Here is a 15282-nt window from a genome sequence, read left to right as displayed (position 1 = left end):
ATGGAACATTGGTGCCAGCGAACCTGGTCGCGGAACAGGTCGGAAATATTGGAGAAGTGATGGAAATTGCGGTTCGCTCGGCTCAACCATATTCCCGATGTCCGAGCCGCGGCGTAAGCAACTGCGGTGCATAGCGAATTGGAAGCGACAGGCGGAAAAAGCGGAGAATTGCATCTGGCTCCTTCCGCCCGAACGATCGGGCGGCTGATGATGGCAGAGCGCGAAGATCGTTATTGCGACGGTTTGACCATCATGTTTGATAGGGTTTATCTATCAAACATGATGGTCTTCGATTTGACGCCGGCTCCGCCGGAGCGCAGCATAGCGCGCGGGAAAAGGCGTCGGAAGAATGAAGAAGATGCAGCAAGGTGAGGCCGTCGATGAAACGGCGCGGTTGATCGAGGATTGGACCAGCGTGCATGGCCAGACGCGGGACCGGCTGTTGCCGTTGCTGCACATGTTGCAGGAAGAGATAGGTTCTGTCGATGATGCGGCGATCCCGGCTATAGCCAAGGCACTGAACCTGAGCCGCGCCGACGTGCATGGGGTGGTGACATTCTACCATGATTTCCGGCGCACGCCGGTTGGGCGGCATGTGGTGAAGCTGTGTCGGGCGGAAAGCTGCCAGGCACGCGGCGGCGCGGCGATGGAGCGAGCGGCGGCGGAACGGCTGGGTGTCGCCATGGGTGAGACGGGGCGCGACGGACAGGTGACGCTGGAGCCGGTTTACTGCCTGGGTTTGTGCGCCGTGGGGCCGAATGCGCTGGTCGACGGGCGGCCGATTGCGCGGGTTGACGCGACGGTTCTGGAACGGATTGCGCGGGAGATCGCGGCATGACGCCGGGCCAGAAAAACAAAGTCTATGTCAGCCGGGACATGGCGTCGGTAGCCTTGGGTGCAGACGATGTGGCGCACGCTTTCGAGACTGCCGGATGTGAGGTGGTGCGCACCGGCAGCCGGGGGTTATTTTCCATCGAGCCTTTGGTTGAGGTGGAACGCGATGGGGCGCGGGTTGGGTTCGGGCCGGTGGGACCGGACGATGTGGCGGCCGTGCTGGACGGAAGCCATGCGGCGCGGCTGGGGGATGTGGCCGCCTTGCCCTTTTTCGCGGGGCAGCAGCGTTTTACCTTTGCCCGCTGTGGGATCATCGATCCGCTGAGTCTGGAGGATTATGCCGCGCATGGCGGTTGGCGCGGGCTGGATGCGGCGCGGGCGATGGCGCCGCAGGCGGTGGTGGATGCGGTAAAGGCTTCCGGCTTGCGGGGGCGCGGCGGGGCTGGCTTTCCGACCGGGATCAAATGGCAGACGGTGCTGGATGCGCCGGGCGAGCCCAAGTTCATCGTTTGCAATGCTGATGAAGGCGACAGCGGAACCTTTGCCGACCGGATGCTGATGGAGGGCGATCCTTTCTGCCTGATCGAGGGGATGGCGATCGCCGGGCATGCGGTGGGGGCAGGCCACGGCTATATTTATATTCGCAGCGAATATCCGTTTGCGGTCGCGGCCATGCGGCAAGCCATCGAGATTTCCGCCCAGCGGATCGCTCCCTTCACGCTGGAGGTGCGGGTAGGGGCAGGCGCCTATGTCTGCGGCGAGGAAACGGCGCTGCTCGACAGTATCGAAGGCAAGCGGGGACAGGTGCGGGCGAAACCGCCTCTTCCGGCGCTGGAGGGGCTGTTCGGGCAGCCGACGGTGATCAACAATGTGCTGAGTCTGGCGGCGGTTCCCTTCATCCTGGCGGAAGGAGCTGAGGCCTATGCGGCGGTCGGTTTCGGGCGGTCGCGGGGCACCATGCCGGTGCAGCTTGCAGGCAATGTGAAGCATGGCGGGCTCTACGAAATCGGCTTCGGTATCACGCTGGGCGAGTTGGTGAACGACATTGGCGGCGGGACGGCCAGCGGAAGGCCGGTGCGTGTGGTGCAGGTGGGCGGGCCGTTGGGGGCTTATTTCCCGCCGGGCATGTTCGATCTGCCCTTCGACTATGAGGCTTTCGCGCAGGCCGGAGGACTGATCGGCCATGCCGGGATTACCGTATTCGACGACACAGTGGACATGGCGCATATGGCGCGCTTCGCAATGGAGTTCTGCGCGGTCGAAAGTTGCGGGAAATGCACGCCCTGCCGGATCGGGTCGACGCGGGGCGTTGAAGTGATGGACCGGATCATCGCGGCGCGGGATGCCGAGCCGGTGGTGGTGGAAGAGGTCGGCGGCGGATTGGCGAAGGCGCTATATTCGCGAGCGCCTGAGCGGATCGACAGCGGGCTGGAGACGCAGACGGCGCTGTTGCGCGACCTGTGCGATACGATGAAATATGGCTCGCTCTGTGCGTTGGGCGGTTTCACGCCCTATCCGGTGCTGAGCGCGCTCGATCATTTTCCCGAGGATTTTGGGGCTTCTGCTCCGGTGAAGGAAGCTGCGGAATGACCTATACGCGCGAAGCCGATCATGGAACGCCGCCTGCTGTCGCGACGAGCAAGAGCGTGACCCTCACCATCGATGGCGATATGGTCACCATGCCGGAGGGCACGTCGATCATGCGGGCGGCTTCGCTGACCGGCTGCTCGATCCCGAAACTGTGCGCGACAGACAATGTCGAGAGCTTCGGCTCCTGCCGCCTCTGTCTGGTCGAAGTCGAAGGGCGCAATGGCTATCCCGCTTCCTGCACCACGCCGATTGCCGAGGGCATGGTGGTGCGGACGCAGAGCGAGCGGTTGAAGCAGTTGCGGCGCGGGGTGATGGAGCTTTACATCTCCGACCATCCGCTCGACTGCCTGACCTGCCCGGCTAATGGCGATTGCGAGTTGCAGGAACAGGCGGGCGCGGTGGGCCTGCGCGACGTGCGCTATGGCTATGATGGCGCGACCAATATGGGGCAGGCGAAGGACCAGTCGAACCCCTATTTCGACTTCGACCCCAGCAAATGCATCGTCTGTTCGCGCTGCGTGCGGGCTTGCGACGAGGTGCAGGGGACTTTTGCGCTGACCATCGAGGGAAGGGGCTTCGATTCCAAGGTTTCCCCATCCCAAGGGCAGGATTTCCTGTCGTCCGAATGCGTGTCCTGCGGCGCCTGCGTCCAGGCCTGCCCGACCGCCACGCTGACCGAGAAAAAGGTGGTGGAGATCGGCACGCCGGACCGGGCGGTCGTGACCACCTGCGCCTATTGCGGCGTCGGCTGCACCTTCCGCGCCGAGATGCGGGGCGAGGAGCTGGTGCGGATGGTGCCGTGGAAGGAGGGCAAGGCCAATCACGGGCATAGCTGCGTGAAGGGCCGCTTCGCCTGGGGCTATGCCCAGCATCGCGACCGCATCCTGAAGCCGATGATCCGCGCTTCGGTGGACGAACCCTGGCGCGAGGTGTCGTGGGAGGAGGCCATCGCCCATACCGCCAGCGAGTTCAAGCGCATCCAGGCAAAATATGGCACGCGCAGCATCGGCGGCATCACCTCCAGCCGCTGCACCAATGAGGAGACCTTCCTCGTCCAGAAGCTGATCCGGCAGGGTTTCGGCAACAATAATGTAGATACCTGCGCGCGGGTCTGCCATTCCCCGACGGGCTATGGATTGAAGACGACGTTCGGCACTTCGGCGGGCACGCAGGATTTCGACAGCGTTGCCGAGGCCGACGTCATTCTGGTCATCGGCGCCAATCCGACCGACGGCCATCCCGTCTTCGCCAGCCGAATGAAGAAGCGGCTGCGCGAGGGCGCGAAGCTGATCGTCATCGATCCCCGGCGGATCGATCTGGTGAAGTCGCCCCATGTCGAGGCGGCGCATCATCTGCCGCTGCGGCCCGGCACCAATGTCGCCATGCTGACGGCGATGGCGCATGTGATCGTGACGGAAAATCTCTTCGACGAAGCCTTCATCCGGGATCGTTGCGACTGGGATGAATTTATGGACTGGGCGGCCTTCGTCGCTGAACCCAGCCGCTCGCCCGAGGCGATCGAGCCGCTGACGGGGGTGAAGGCGGAAGAGGTGCGCGCGGCGGCGCGGCTTTATGCCACCGGGGGTAACGCCGCGATCTACTATGGTCTTGGCGTCACCGAGCATAGTCAAGGGTCGTCCACCGTCATGGCGATTGCCAACCTCTCCATGGCGACCGGCAATGTCGGGCGCGAGGGCGTCGGCGTGAACCCTTTGCGCGGGCAGAATAATGTGCAGGGCGCCTGTGACATGGGCAGCTTCCCGCACGAATTTTCCGGCTATCGCCATGTGTCGGACGATGCTGTGCGCGGCCAGTTCGAGCGGGCCTGGGGCGTGACGCTGGATGCCGAGCCGGGCCTGCGCATCCCCAATATGCTCGACGCGGCGACGGACGGGACGTTCAAGGGCATCTTCATCCAGGGCGAGGATATTCTTCAGTCCGACCCCAATACTCATCATGTCGCGGCGGGCCTTGCCGCGATGGAATGCGTGGTGGTGCAGGATCTGTTCCTCAATGAGACCGCCAATTACGCCCATGTCTTCCTGCCGGGGTCGACCTTTCTGGAGAAGGATGGAACCTTCACCAATGCCGAACGGCGCATCCAGCGCGTGCGCAAGGTGATGGCGCCGCTCAATGGTTATGGCGATTGGGAGATCGTCCAGCTTGTTGCGCAGGCCATGGGGCTTGGCTGGTCCTATGCGCATCCGTCCGAGATCATGGACGAGATCGCCGCGCTGACCCCGACCTTCGCGGGCGTGCATTATGACCGGCTGGACGTGGAAGGATCGCTGCAATGGCCTGCCAATGACGCGGCGCCGGACGGGACGCCGACCATGCATATCGACGGCTTCGTGCGCGGCAGGGGCAAATTCGTCGTCACCGACTATGTGCCGACCGATGAGAAAACCGGGCCGCGCTTCCCGCTGTTGCTGACGACCGGCCGCATCCTCAGCCAATATAATGTCGGCGCGCAGACGCGGCGGACGGCGAACGAGGCCTGGCATCCGGAGGACCGGCTGGAAATCCATCCGGCCGATGCGGAGAACCGGGGAATCAAGGATGGCGATTGGGTCTCGCTCAAGAGCCGGGCCGGGGAAACCAGTCTGCGCGCATTGATCACCGAGCGGGTCGCGCCGGGCGTGGTCTACACCACCTTCCACCATCCTGATACGCAGGCCAATGTCATCACCACCGACTATTCGGACTGGGCCACCAACTGCCCGGAATATAAGGTGACGGCGGTACAGGTCATGCCCTCCAACGGGCCAAGCGACTGGCAGCGCGACTATGCCGATCAGGCCCGCCACAGCAGGCGGATTGCGCCGCTGGCAGCGGCGCAATAGGATCGGGCGCATGAGCGATGAAAATGAGGTCATGTCGACCGAAGACCGCCTGATCTACATGGCAAACCAGATCGCCCGCAATCTTGTGGCATCGGGTGAGGCGGAGGCTGTGGCGATGACGGCGGATCATATACGCGCCTTCTGGGATCCGGCGATGAAGCGGCGCATCGCCGTGCTGGCGGCGGAGCGTCCCGAGGCGCTTTCCTCCATCGCCGCCGCCGCCGTCCGCCGGGTCGCGGCCCCTTGAGCGCCGTGCTGGAGGATGAATCCGTCATATTCAGGCAGGTGACGCCGGAAGGCCGGGTGACGGCGGTGACCCGCGAGCTGGCCGAGGAAGTGCCGGTCGCGATCGAATTTAACGGCATCGGCTATGCCGTGCTGATGGCGACGCCTGCGGATGTGGCGGACCTGGTGCTGGGCTTCGCGCTGGCGGAGCGGCTGATCGGGCCGGAGGATGCGCCCTTCGACGTCGACATGCATGCGACGGAGCAGGGGATCATTGCCCGTGCGACCTTGCCGGAGGGGCGGACGGAAGCTTTGCTCAGCCGGGTGCGGCATCGCGCTTCGGAATCCTCCTGCGGGATTTGCGGCGTGGAGAATCTGGAACAGGCGATCCGGCCTTTGCCGGCCGTTACCGGCCCGTCGCTGGCCGACAAGGGGGCGATCTTTCGGGCACTGGGCGATTTGGGACAGCATCAGCCGCTCAACATGCGAACCGGCGCGGCGCATGTCGCGGCGCTGGTGGCGGCGGACGGCACGATCCGCCTGGCGCGGGAGGATGTCGGGCGGCATAATGCGTTCGACAAGCTGATCGGCGCGATGCGGCGGCGCGGATGGGAATGGGATGGCGGCTTCGCGCTGCTTTCTTCGCGCTGTTCCTATGAATTGGTGGAAAAGGCGGTGCTGGCGGACTGCCCCTTGCTGGTGACGATTTCCGCGCCGACGCGGCTTGCGGTCGAACGGGCGGCGGGGGCGGGGCTGCCGCTGGTGGTGCTGGCCCGCCCCGACGCGATCCTGCTGAGCGGGGATTAGTCGGGATCGTAGCGGCTGTCGAGTTCGGCGGCGCGGGCTCGGTCTGCTTCCGCTTTCCGGATTTCTCCGCGCTGCTGCAACAGCAGGCTGCGATGATAATAGCCCTGCGCCGCATAGGGCGCATAGCGGACGGCCTTGTCGAAATCCTCCAGTGCGCGGTCGCTCTCGCCCTGCGCCTGATAGGCCATTGCGCGATTGAGATAGGCTTGGGCCGATTTCGGCGCGACGGCGATCGCCTTGTCGAAGGCGGCGACGGCATCGCGCCAGTCGCCCTGCCAAGCCCGCGTCAGGCCATCGGCCATAGGCGCGCCGATACGGCCCCTGTCTCCTTTGGCGGCGGGATCGACCTGCCGCTTGCAGGCGGTGAGGTCTTGCTGTGGGTCCAGCACGGTGCAGGCGTTCCAGTCGCCCCGTCCGCGCAGCAGGCCCGGATCGGCCCTGGCGCTGGTGACGACGATGTCCCCGGCGGCTTCGCTATCGGCCGCCTTGTTGGCGCGCCTTGCCGAAACCTCCGCATTGGCAAGGACTGCGGGGGGAGGGGGAGCGGCAGGAGAGGCAGCGGGAGCCGCCGCCATGCTTCCATAAGCCTGCATGGCGGGCGCTTGCTCTGGCGGCTGTACCGTCTTTTCCCGAACCGGCTCTAGGGCAGGCGCGGGGGGTTTTGTGGCTGACTTCTCCGGGACGATAGCTGGCGGTTCGGAGCGCAAGGGCGGCGGAACGGGCGCGGCGGCCATATCGGCAGCGGCCCGTTCTTCCTGCGGTCGGGCGGCGATCCGAGGGGAAGGGGCGTCCTGTCGCGGCATATTCATCCATGCGACGGGCAGGACGACAAGCGCAAGCAGGGATAGGGCAAGCGCGCTCCCCAGATAGGGACGGTCCAGCAGATGCCGCCAGCGCGCAGCTTTGCCGGTCCCGACAGGTGGCGCACCCTGCTCCGTTCCATCGAACCGGCGCAATGCCGCCTCGATCGCTGCCTCGCGCCGCGCTGGGGCAGGCGGCGGCGGATCGGGCAGGGAGAAGGGTGTGTTTCGCTCGCCGGCCATTTACGGCTTCCTGTCATCCTTGCGGGACGGGCCTTGCGTCGGATCAGGAGAGGCGGGCGGGTACATAGGCTGGTCTTATGCGGCAAAGCGTTGCGGTGCGAAAGGGGCCGGTTTTCCCTGACTAGCCCCCTTCCCGATCAAAGTGGTTGCATGGAGGCAGCCGTCCTGGCGGTGCGGACCAACTGGATGAATTCGCCGCGATAGCCGAATGGATCGGCGCCGCGCGCTGCCGTAGCGATGCGCAGCACATCGTCATAGCTCAGCGATCCGCCATAGCGCCCGCCCCGCAGCAATTCGGCAAAGGCCGCCACGCCGGTCGCAAAGCGGGCATCGAGCGGCGCATTTTCGAAGCGGGCGAATTCCACGGCCCGGTTGATCGGGGTCGCGATCAATTGGCTCCGATCCGATTTGGGCGCCTTGTAGCGGATCTTGACGAAGCCATATTCGCTTGCGCTCCCGGCTGGCGCTCTGGCTGACGGGGCGTAGCGCAGGTCGGGGACGGCGCGGGGACCGCCCACCGGCACGATTTCATAGAGCGCCGTCACCGTCTGGCCCGATCCGACATCGCCTGCATCGACCCGGTCATTGTCGAAATCCTCCCGGTTCAGCATCCGCGTTTCATAGCCGATCAGCCGATATTCCGCGACGGTCGCGGGGTTGAATTCGACCTGGATCTTCACATCCTTGGCGATCGGGAAGAGGGTGGAGCCGGCCTCCTCCACCAGCATCTTGCGCGCTTCGCTGAGGGTGTCGATATAGGCGGCGGCGCCATTGCCGTTCTGCGCCAGCGCCTGCATCAGCGCGTCATTGTAATTGCCCATGCCAAAGCCAAGGACGGACAGGAAAATTCCCTTGTTCCGCTCGCGTTCGACAAAGCCCTTCAACTCATCGACATTGGTGATGCCGATGTTGAAATCGCCGTCCGTGGCCAGCATCACCCGGTTGACGCCCGCCGGGTCCAGATTGGCGGCAGCCAGCGCATAGGCCTGGCGAACGCCCTCCGCCCCCGCCGTGCCGCCGCCCGCGCCAAGGCGGTTGATGACCTCCAATATTCTGTGCTTCTGGCTGACCGGCGTGGGTTCCAGCGCGGTCCCGGCGCTGCCCGCATAGGTGACGATGGCGACATGGTCATTGGGGTCGAGCTGGCCGACCAGCATGGACAGGGATTGCTTCACCAGCGGCAGCTTGTTGGGCTCGTTCATCGATCCGGAGGTGTCGATCAGGAACACCAGATTGGCGCGGGGCCGCACGGCGCGCTGGACCGCATAGCCGCGAATGCCGATGCGGACGAGCTTGCGTCCTGCCGTCCAGGGGCTGGGGAAGACCGCGACATTGGTCGTGAAGGGCTGGGCCACGCTGCGCGGCGCGGCATAATCATAGGGGAAATAGTTGATCATCTCCTCCGGCCGGACGGCGGCGGGTTGCGGCAGGACATTCTGGTTGAGCGACGCGCGCACGAAGGAATAGGATGCGGTGTCGACATCGATGGAGAAGGTCGAAACCGGCTGTTCCCGGACGATCTGGAAGCGGTTCTCCTCCTTGTTCACGAATGTGTCGCGCCCGACGTCATGATAAGCGGGCGGCCACGGCCTGCGCTCCGGCATGGCGAGCATCGGCGCAGGGGGTGGAGGGGCATATGCCGGTTCCGCCCGAACCGCTCCATTGGCCTTGCGGGTCTGGTATGCGCCGCCGGCGCTGTCGGCCCGCTGGGAGGTAACGACGATTTCCTCAGCCGGTGCGGGGGCGTTCGGCGCTGCCATTTCGTGCGTCCCCTGACCGGCACAGGAAGCCAGGGCCAAGCACATCAACCCTGTGGCGATGGAAGGAAGGAAGCGAGACATAAAATTCTCCCATGATGGAGACGGCGCAGATCATCCGTCAGTCACTGGGACGCGGCTCAAGGGGGAAAGCTTGGGAGGTTGAGAAAATTTTTTCCGGAGGGGCGTGAGCTAACGCGCCTGCGCTTTGTCGAAAGACAGCAATCGTCGGATTTCGTGCATCCGCCACGCGACGGTGGACTCGCTTACCCCCAGCAGTGGGGCAGCTTCCGCATGGGTAAGCTGTTGACCGGCGATCAGCACCGCCGTGTCCCGATAGGCGGGCTTCAGTCGGGCGATCGCGCTTTTGAGCCAGATGGCGTCGTGCAGATCGCGGCCGTCCGGCGCGGGCGTCAGTCCGGCGATCACCGCCAGCCGCTCGGCAAAGCCACTGAAGGAGCGCTTGCGGCGGCGCAGGTCGCGGCAGGCATTATAGACGATGCCGCAGAGCCAGGTGGTGAACTTTGCCTCCCCGCGAAAGCTGCCGATCTTCTCGACCAGGGTGCAGCACACTTCCTGCGTGATGTCGTCGGCATCGCTGCGCGAGCCGGTCAACTGCCAGGCGAGCCCGTGAATCCGGTCATAATGCCTCCGTAGCAAGGTTTCGAAAGCCTTGCGGTCGCCGTCGACCGCCGCGGCGACCAAGAGGCTGTCCGGGAAATAGGACGGGTCATCCATCGGTCAGGGCCGCATCCCGCCGCCCATGACGGCCGGCGGCCCTGCACTCCCATCTTTCCGGCCAGCCCCCGACATTCCGACAGAGCTAGCAAAGATGAAGCGCCTGTTCCACTTATCCGGAACAGAGGCTTCGCGGGCTTTCAAGGATGTGCTAGCGCCGGTCGTGATGACAAAGCCTATTCTATCCGGATCGACCGATGAGGGGTCGGCGCGCCGCCGCCAGATTCTGGAGATTGCGGCCCAGCTATTCGCCAAAAAGGGCTATCGCGGAACGTCCATGCGGGACATTGGCGAGCAGGCGGGCGTGCTGGGCGGTTCGCTCTACCATCATATCAAGTCGAAGGATGCGCTGTTCGTCGAGCTGCACAATGCCGCGCTCGACGGGGCGGAGGAACAGATAGCCGAAGCCGTCGGGGCGCAATCCGATCCATGGGCGAAGCTGACGGCGGCCTGCGCGACGTTGCTGGACATTCAACTCGCCCCCGATTCGCTGACGACGCCGATGATGAACGATTTTCGGGAGGTGCCCGATGATGTCCGCAAACAACTGATCGCGCGGCGCGACCGGTTCGAGGGGCTGTTCCGGTCGCTGGTGGAGGAGCTTCCGCTGCCGCCGCATATCGATCGGCCAGTCTATCGCAATCTGCTTCTGGTTCAACTGAACGGCATGGCGGACTGGTATCGGCCTGGCCGGCTCACGCCGGGCGAGATGGCCGCGCAGATCGTTGCCGTCTTTCGGCACGAATAATCCTTGGTGGAGGGACGTTGGCGACAGTGCCGCCACCGTATCGACCAATGCTAATATTCGATATAGATGTGAACCTTGAACTTATTCACGCCCGCCGCTTCGGCAATTTTCGTTTTCGACAGATCGATAATATCTTTGAGCGACTTGGCGTAAGGTTCGGGGGATGCTTTCTTCCCTTCAGGAAGCGGAGAATTGTCCTTGCCGAAAAGCAATTGCTGTTCGGTCAGGCCGAAAATACCCGACAAAATGTGCAAATTGTCCTTTCGCGGCATGGTCCTGCCCGTTTCCCATCCCCAGATGGTGGGTTTGCTGAACCCCGTCTGCTCGGACAGGGCGGCGCGGCTCAGACCCCGTTCCTGCCGCAATCGACGCAGGCGTTCGGGCAGCCCCTCCGCAACGGTCGCCTCGGGTCGATCTGCAATGGGTTTTGCCTCATCGCGGCTCGGGCTGCGCAGCCGCACCGCACTCACCACCCCTTGCGGCAGCGGTTGATCGAAACGGCAACCGAACAGCGACTCATTTTGCCAGACGACATGCGCGGCGACTTTGTCGGCATCGGGCAAGGACACCATGACGCTTTGCCCGATCTTGAGCTGAGACTTGGTGTCGATGAGCATGCCGGCCGTGGAGATGTCGTGGATTACGACATTCGCGCTTGTTTCGTCCAGCGTGTTGGGCAGTTCGAGGCGAATGCGCCAGCGAGCGGCTCCGCGCCTGTTGTCGGACTTCGGGGGCTGATCTACTATCGCGTGAATAGGCATTTTTCGTTTATGCGCGCGGGCGGGTTTCAGGAACGTTAATGCGACGGCAACTGACGCGAGCGCATCCGGCGGCTGGCCTTCGATTGGCGATGCCTAGCTGAAGTTTCCGCGTCTTACGGGCGGCGGGGTGTCGCCATGATGATCTGCCGAACATGCCGCACATGATCGTGCCCGGCTTTTTCGGCCGTGACGGAATCTCGCCTTACGATGGCGTCGACGATCGAGCGATAGTCCGCGAGCCGGATGCTGCGGAGCTGCCGGCCCTGATATTGGGCGTGGATGATGTGCATGCTGATGGCCGGGAACAGGCGCTGCAGCTCGCGATTGCCACCGATCGTGAGCAGCGCGCGGTAGAAATGGCGGCGTGCCCGGCTGAACATGCCGGGTTCGTCATGGACGTCTGCTTCGATCACCATCGCTAGCGTCGAGCGCAGCAATTCGCCGTGCTGGTCTTCGTGATAATGCATTGCCGCCGAACGGGTCGCCAATGCGGTCATCGCTTCGGCCACCTCCAGCACTTCGAGCGTTTCGTCCATGCTCAGCAAGCGTATGGCGGGCGAGCGGTGCGGATTCAGGTCGATCACGCCTCGTCCACTCAGGCGCTGAATGGCCTCCCGCACGGCGTTTCGTCCCACGCCATAAAGAGCCGCCAGTTCCGTTTCGGCCAAACGCTGGCCCGGAACCATCCTTCCCTCCTCCAGATCGCGCAGGATGCCGCGATAGACCCGTTGGGAAGAACCGGCCTTCGTTTCTCCGGTGTTCGCGTCGTTGGTCAGCATTCCGCTTCTATGGGCACAATCGGGGGGATGCTCAAGTTCCAATTGATTGTTCCACAATAATGTTCCATTTGAACAACCGAGAGGTGCCGAATGAGTCGATGGAATCTTGAAGGGAAGGTTGCTCTGGTCACGGGCGCTTCGGGTGGTCTTGGCGCCCATTTCGCCAAGGTGCTGGCGGAAGCGGGCGCGGAGGTCATCGTCGGCGCCCGCCGTCAGGAGGCGCTGGCCGATGTCGCCGGGTCCATTGTCGCGGCCGGCGGCAAATGCTCCGCCATCGCGCTCGACGTGTCCGATATGGCGAGCATTTCGGCAGCGACGCCCGCATTGGAGCGGATGGACATCCTCGTCAACAATGCCGGCATCGTGCGCGATGGCCCCGCGCTCAGCCATGGCGAAGCGGATTGGGACGCGGTGATCGACACCAACCTCAAGGGCATGTTCCTGATGTCGCAGGCGGCCGCCAGGGCTATGGAGGCGCGGCAAAAGGGCGGTTCCATCATCAATATCGCGTCCATTCTGGGCATCAGGCAAGCGGGCGGCGTCGTTTCCTATGCGGTGTCCAAATCCGGGGCGATCCAGATGACGAAAACCCTCGCGCTCGAATGGGCGCGCCTTGGCATCCGGGTGAACGCGCTGGCGCCGGGCTATCTTGAGACTGAACTCAACGCCGACTTCTGGGCAAGCGAGGCGGGCAAGGCGATGATCAGGCGCATCCCGCAGCGGCGCCTGGGCAATTTGCAGGAACTGGACGGGCCGCTGCTGCTGCTGGCGTCCGACCTGTCCTCCTACATGACCGGGTCCGTCATCGAAGTCGACGGCGGCCATCTGGTCAGCACCCTGTAACCCCTCCGGCAGAAAGAGAGACGCATGACGCAACGCGCGCAAGAGATCGCGGCGAAGGTCGAAAACTTCGTCCGCGAAACGATCATTCCCTATGAGAAAGACCCCCGTTTCGAGGTCCACGGCCATGGTCCGCCGGAGGATATGGTGTGGGAGATGCGGGAAAAGGCGCGTCAGGCCGGCGTGCTCACCCCGCACATATTGCCCGACGGGTCGCATTTGACGCAGCGCGAAACGGCCATGGTGCTGATCCGGTCCGGCCTGTCTCCATTCGGCCCGATCGCCTGCAACACCATGGCGCCCGATGAAGGCAACATGTATCTGATCGGCCATGTCGCCAGCGCCGAACAGAAGCGCCGTTTCCTCAAGCCGCTGGTGGCGGGCGAGGCGCGGTCCGCCTTCTTCATGACCGAACCGGCCGGGGAGGGCGGCGCGGGTTCCGATCCTTCGATGATGACGACCACCTGCCGGCTCGACGGCAATCATTGGGTCATCAACGGGCGAAAGGCGTTCATCACCGGCGCGCAGGGGGCGAAGGTCGGCATCGTCATGGCGAAGTCCGACGATGGCGCGTGCATGTTCCTGGTCGATCTGCCCGATCCGGCGATCCGTATCGAGCGCGTGCTGGACACCATGGACAGCTCGATGCCCGGCGGTCATGCCATTATCGAAATCACCGATTTGCGGGTGCCCACCGACCAGATGCTGGGCGCGTCCGGCGAAGGTTTCAAATATGCGCAGGTGCGGCTCAGCCCGGCGCGGCTTTCCCATTGCATGCGCTGGCTGGGAGCCTGCATCCGCGCGCAGGAAATCGCCACCGCTTATGCATGCACGCGGCAAGCCTTCGGCAAGCTGCTGATAGACCATGAAGGGGTTGGGTTTATGCTGGCGGAAAACCGCATCGCGCTCCAGCAATGCGAGTTGATGATCGACTGGTGCGCGGGCGTGCTCGACACCGGATCGCTCGGCACGAAAGAAAGCTCGATGACCAAGGTCGCGGTGTCGGAACATCTGATGAAGATCGCTGACAATTGCGTGCAGGTCATGGGCGGAACGGGCGTGTCGGGGGATACGGTGGTCGAGCAGATCTTTCGCGAAATCCGCGCCTTCCGCATTTATGACGGCCCGACCGAAGTGCATAAATGGAGCCTGGCCAAGGGCATCAAGCGCGATTTCCTCAAAGGGGCGGCGGCATGAGCGCGCAGGCGCAAGATAATGTCGGCACGACGCCGGTCCGCGAAGGCTTTGCCTTCGATGAAGCATCGCTTTCGCGCTGGATGGCGGACAATGTGCCTGGCTTTGCCGGTCCGATGTCGGTCGAACAATTCAAGGGCGGCCAGTCCAATCCGACCTATAAGCTCGTCACGCCGGGGCATGGCTATGTGCTGCGCCGCAAGCCGCCCGGCCAGCTTTTGAAGGGCGCCCATGCGGTCGAACGCGAGGCGAAGGTTCTCGCCGGCCTGGAAAAGGCGGGATTTCCCGTGGCGCATGTCCATGGCCTGTGCACGGACGACAGCGTGATCGGCACATGGTTCTACGTCATGGATATGGTCGAGGGCCGCATCTTCTGGGACGCGACCGTGCCGGGCGTGAGCAATGGCGAGCGCGCCGCCATTTTCGACGCGATGAACGCGACCATGGCCCAGCTTCACATGGTCGATTATGAGGGCGTGGGCCTTGGCGACTATGGCCGCCCCGGCAATTATTTCGAGCGGCAGATTGCGCGCTGGTCGAAGCAATATCTGGAGGACGGCGACGCCGGGCGCGATCCGAACATGGATCGGCTGATCGAATGGCTGCCCGCGCATATTCCGGCCGATGACGATCGCAGCGCCATCATTCATGGCGATTTCCGCATCGACAACATGATCTTCCATCCAACGGAACCGCGGGTGCTGGCGGTTCTCGACTGGGAGCTTTCGACTTTGGGCCATCCCGGCGCCGACTTCGCCTATAATGCGATGATGTACCGCATGCCGCCGCATATCGTCGCCGGTCTGGGCGGAGCGGATATCCAGGCGCTCGGCATCCCGTCCGAGGAGGATTATGTCGCGCTTTATTGCGCGCGTACGGCACAGGCGTCGCTGCCCGGCTATGAATTCTACCTCGCCTTCAACTTTTTCCGGCTGGCGGCGATTTTTCACGGCATCAAGGGCCGCGTCATCCGGGGAACGGCGTCTTCGTCCCAGGCGCGGGAGCGGGTCCGGGTTCTGCCCGAATTGATGGACCTGGCATGGAGGCAGGCGGTCCGAGCCGGTGCATAGCTGACGGATTGCGGTGGCGGCAGACGGATGCCGCGCGCATCCCTGCGCAATTG

General features: G+C 63.9%; 15 protein-coding genes. 10 read left to right on the top strand and 5 right to left on the bottom strand.

Annotated features, from left to right (window positions below; genetic code table 11):
- Positions 1 to 126: 126 nt before the first annotated feature.
- From K426_RS23075 to fdhD, 6 genes are read left to right on the top strand one after another with little or no spacing between them, the layout of a single operon-like run.
- Positions 127 to 372, top strand: a complete 246-nt coding sequence (locus K426_RS23075) for a hypothetical protein (protein ID WP_066562765.1) — start codon at positions 127 to 129, stop codon at positions 370 to 372.
- Positions 359 to 838, top strand: a complete 480-nt coding sequence (locus K426_RS23070; protein ID WP_066562763.1) for a formate dehydrogenase subunit gamma — start codon at positions 359 to 361, stop codon at positions 836 to 838. The genes K426_RS23075 and K426_RS23070 overlap by 14 nt, the downstream gene beginning before the upstream one ends.
- Positions 835 to 2424, top strand: a complete 1590-nt coding sequence (locus tag K426_RS23065; protein ID WP_066562761.1) for an NADH-ubiquinone oxidoreductase-F iron-sulfur binding region domain-containing protein — start codon at positions 835 to 837, stop codon at positions 2422 to 2424. Before K426_RS23070 ends, K426_RS23065 begins: the two co-directional genes overlap by 4 nt.
- Positions 2421 to 5267: a formate dehydrogenase subunit alpha gene (gene fdhF / locus K426_RS23060; RefSeq protein ID WP_066562760.1), complete on the top strand. Its 2847-nt coding sequence runs from the start codon at positions 2421 to 2423 to the stop codon at positions 5265 to 5267. The genes K426_RS23065 and fdhF overlap by 4 nt, the downstream gene beginning before the upstream one ends.
- A gap of 10 nt (positions 5268 to 5277) precedes the next feature.
- Positions 5278 to 5514 (top strand): formate dehydrogenase subunit delta, encoded by a 237-nt coding sequence (locus K426_RS23055; RefSeq protein WP_066562758.1) that lies wholly within the window; start codon positions 5278 to 5280, stop codon positions 5512 to 5514.
- The gene (gene fdhD / locus K426_RS23050) at positions 5511 to 6299 is read left to right on the top strand and encodes a formate dehydrogenase accessory sulfurtransferase FdhD (RefSeq protein ID WP_066562756.1); all 789 of its coding nucleotides are present in this window, start codon (positions 5511 to 5513) and stop codon (positions 6297 to 6299) included. Before K426_RS23055 ends, fdhD begins: the two co-directional genes overlap by 4 nt.
- Here the strand turns inward: fdhD and K426_RS23045 are convergent.
- The 3 genes from K426_RS23045 to K426_RS23035 all read right to left on the bottom strand — a co-directional run bounded on the left by K426_RS23045 (position 6296) and on the right by K426_RS23035 (position 9837).
- Positions 6296 to 7342 (bottom strand): tetratricopeptide repeat protein, encoded by a 1047-nt coding sequence (locus tag K426_RS23045; RefSeq protein WP_066562754.1) that lies wholly within the window; start codon positions 7340 to 7342, stop codon positions 6296 to 6298. The two genes, fdhD and K426_RS23045, sit on opposite strands and share 4 nt — an antisense overlap.
- Positions 7343 to 7479: 137 nt before the next feature.
- The gene (locus K426_RS23040; RefSeq protein WP_237230170.1) at positions 7480 to 9102 is read right to left on the bottom strand and encodes a vWA domain-containing protein; all 1623 of its coding nucleotides are present in this window, start codon (positions 9100 to 9102) and stop codon (positions 7480 to 7482) included.
- Positions 9103 to 9291: 189 nt separating this feature from the next.
- Positions 9292 to 9837 (bottom strand): RNA polymerase sigma factor, encoded by a 546-nt coding sequence (locus K426_RS23035; RefSeq protein ID WP_082749029.1) that lies wholly within the window; start codon positions 9835 to 9837, stop codon positions 9292 to 9294.
- A 166-nt stretch (positions 9838 to 10003) separates the two neighbouring features.
- On the opposite strand from K426_RS23035, the gene K426_RS23030 reads away from it, so the two are divergent.
- The gene (locus K426_RS23030; RefSeq protein ID WP_066563871.1) at positions 10004 to 10585 is read left to right on the top strand and encodes a TetR/AcrR family transcriptional regulator; all 582 of its coding nucleotides are present in this window, start codon (positions 10004 to 10006) and stop codon (positions 10583 to 10585) included.
- Between the two features lie 50 nt (positions 10586 to 10635).
- Here K426_RS23030 and K426_RS23025 read toward each other — a convergent pair whose 3' ends face one another.
- Together K426_RS23025 and K426_RS23020 are read right to left on the bottom strand one after the other, a co-directional pair.
- Positions 10636 to 11346 (bottom strand): helix-turn-helix domain-containing protein, encoded by a 711-nt coding sequence (locus tag K426_RS23025; RefSeq protein WP_066562752.1) that lies wholly within the window; start codon positions 11344 to 11346, stop codon positions 10636 to 10638.
- A 113-nt stretch (positions 11347 to 11459) separates the two neighbouring features.
- A complete protein-coding gene (locus K426_RS23020) occupies positions 11460 to 12125 on the bottom strand; it encodes a GntR family transcriptional regulator (RefSeq protein ID WP_066562751.1) in 666 nt (221 codons plus the stop codon).
- A gap of 90 nt (positions 12126 to 12215) precedes the next feature.
- On the opposite strand from K426_RS23020, the gene K426_RS23015 reads away from it, so the two are divergent.
- From K426_RS23015 to K426_RS23005, 3 genes are read left to right on the top strand one after another with little or no spacing between them, the layout of a single operon-like run.
- Positions 12216 to 12968 (top strand): SDR family NAD(P)-dependent oxidoreductase, encoded by a 753-nt coding sequence (locus K426_RS23015; protein ID WP_066562749.1) that lies wholly within the window; start codon positions 12216 to 12218, stop codon positions 12966 to 12968.
- 24 nt (positions 12969 to 12992) lie between these two features.
- Positions 12993 to 14162, top strand: a complete 1170-nt coding sequence (locus K426_RS23010; RefSeq protein WP_066562748.1) for an acyl-CoA dehydrogenase family protein — start codon at positions 12993 to 12995, stop codon at positions 14160 to 14162.
- Complete coding sequence (locus tag K426_RS23005) at positions 14159 to 15229, top strand: phosphotransferase (protein ID WP_066562745.1); 1071 nt, start codon at positions 14159 to 14161, stop codon at positions 15227 to 15229. Before K426_RS23010 ends, K426_RS23005 begins: the two co-directional genes overlap by 4 nt.
- Positions 15230 to 15282 lie beyond the last annotated feature (53 nt).

It is taken from the genome of Sphingobium sp. TKS, assembly GCF_001563265.1.
GTDB lineage: Bacteria > Pseudomonadota > Alphaproteobacteria > Sphingomonadales > Sphingomonadaceae > Sphingobium.
This window is presented reverse-complemented; position numbering and strand designations above follow the sequence as displayed.

Excerpts from the sequence above, each read along its gene's own strand:
- K426_RS23065 (WP_066562761.1), top strand. The coding sequence starts at position 835 with ATGACGCCGGGCCAGAAAAACAAAGTCTATGTCAGCCGGGACATGGCG.
- K426_RS23045 (WP_066562754.1), bottom strand. The coding sequence starts at position 7,342 with ATGGCCGGCGAGCGAAACACACCCTTCTCCCTGCCCGATCCGCCGCCG.
- K426_RS23020 (WP_066562751.1), bottom strand. The coding sequence starts at position 12,125 with ATGCTGACCAACGACGCGAACACCGGAGAAACGAAGGCCGGTTCTTCC.
- K426_RS23035 (WP_082749029.1), bottom strand. The coding sequence starts at position 9,837 with ATGGATGACCCGTCCTATTTCCCGGACAGCCTCTTGGTCGCCGCGGCG.
- fdhF (WP_066562760.1), top strand. The coding sequence starts at position 2,421 with ATGACCTATACGCGCGAAGCCGATCATGGAACGCCGCCTGCTGTCGCG.
- K426_RS23040 (WP_237230170.1), bottom strand. The coding sequence starts at position 9,102 with ATGGCAGCGCCGAACGCCCCCGCACCGGCTGAGGAAATCGTCGTTACC.
- K426_RS23010 (WP_066562748.1), top strand. The coding sequence starts at position 12,993 with ATGACGCAACGCGCGCAAGAGATCGCGGCGAAGGTCGAAAACTTCGTC.
- K426_RS23025 (WP_066562752.1), bottom strand. The coding sequence starts at position 11,346 with ATGCCTATTCACGCGATAGTAGATCAGCCCCCGAAGTCCGACAACAGG.
- K426_RS23055 (WP_066562758.1), top strand. The coding sequence starts at position 5,278 with ATGAGCGATGAAAATGAGGTCATGTCGACCGAAGACCGCCTGATCTAC.
- K426_RS23005 (WP_066562745.1), top strand. The coding sequence starts at position 14,159 with ATGAGCGCGCAGGCGCAAGATAATGTCGGCACGACGCCGGTCCGCGAA.
- K426_RS23015 (WP_066562749.1), top strand. The coding sequence starts at position 12,216 with ATGAGTCGATGGAATCTTGAAGGGAAGGTTGCTCTGGTCACGGGCGCT.
- K426_RS23030 (WP_066563871.1), top strand. The coding sequence starts at position 10,004 with ATGACAAAGCCTATTCTATCCGGATCGACCGATGAGGGGTCGGCGCGC.
- K426_RS23070 (WP_066562763.1), top strand. The coding sequence starts at position 359 with ATGCAGCAAGGTGAGGCCGTCGATGAAACGGCGCGGTTGATCGAGGAT.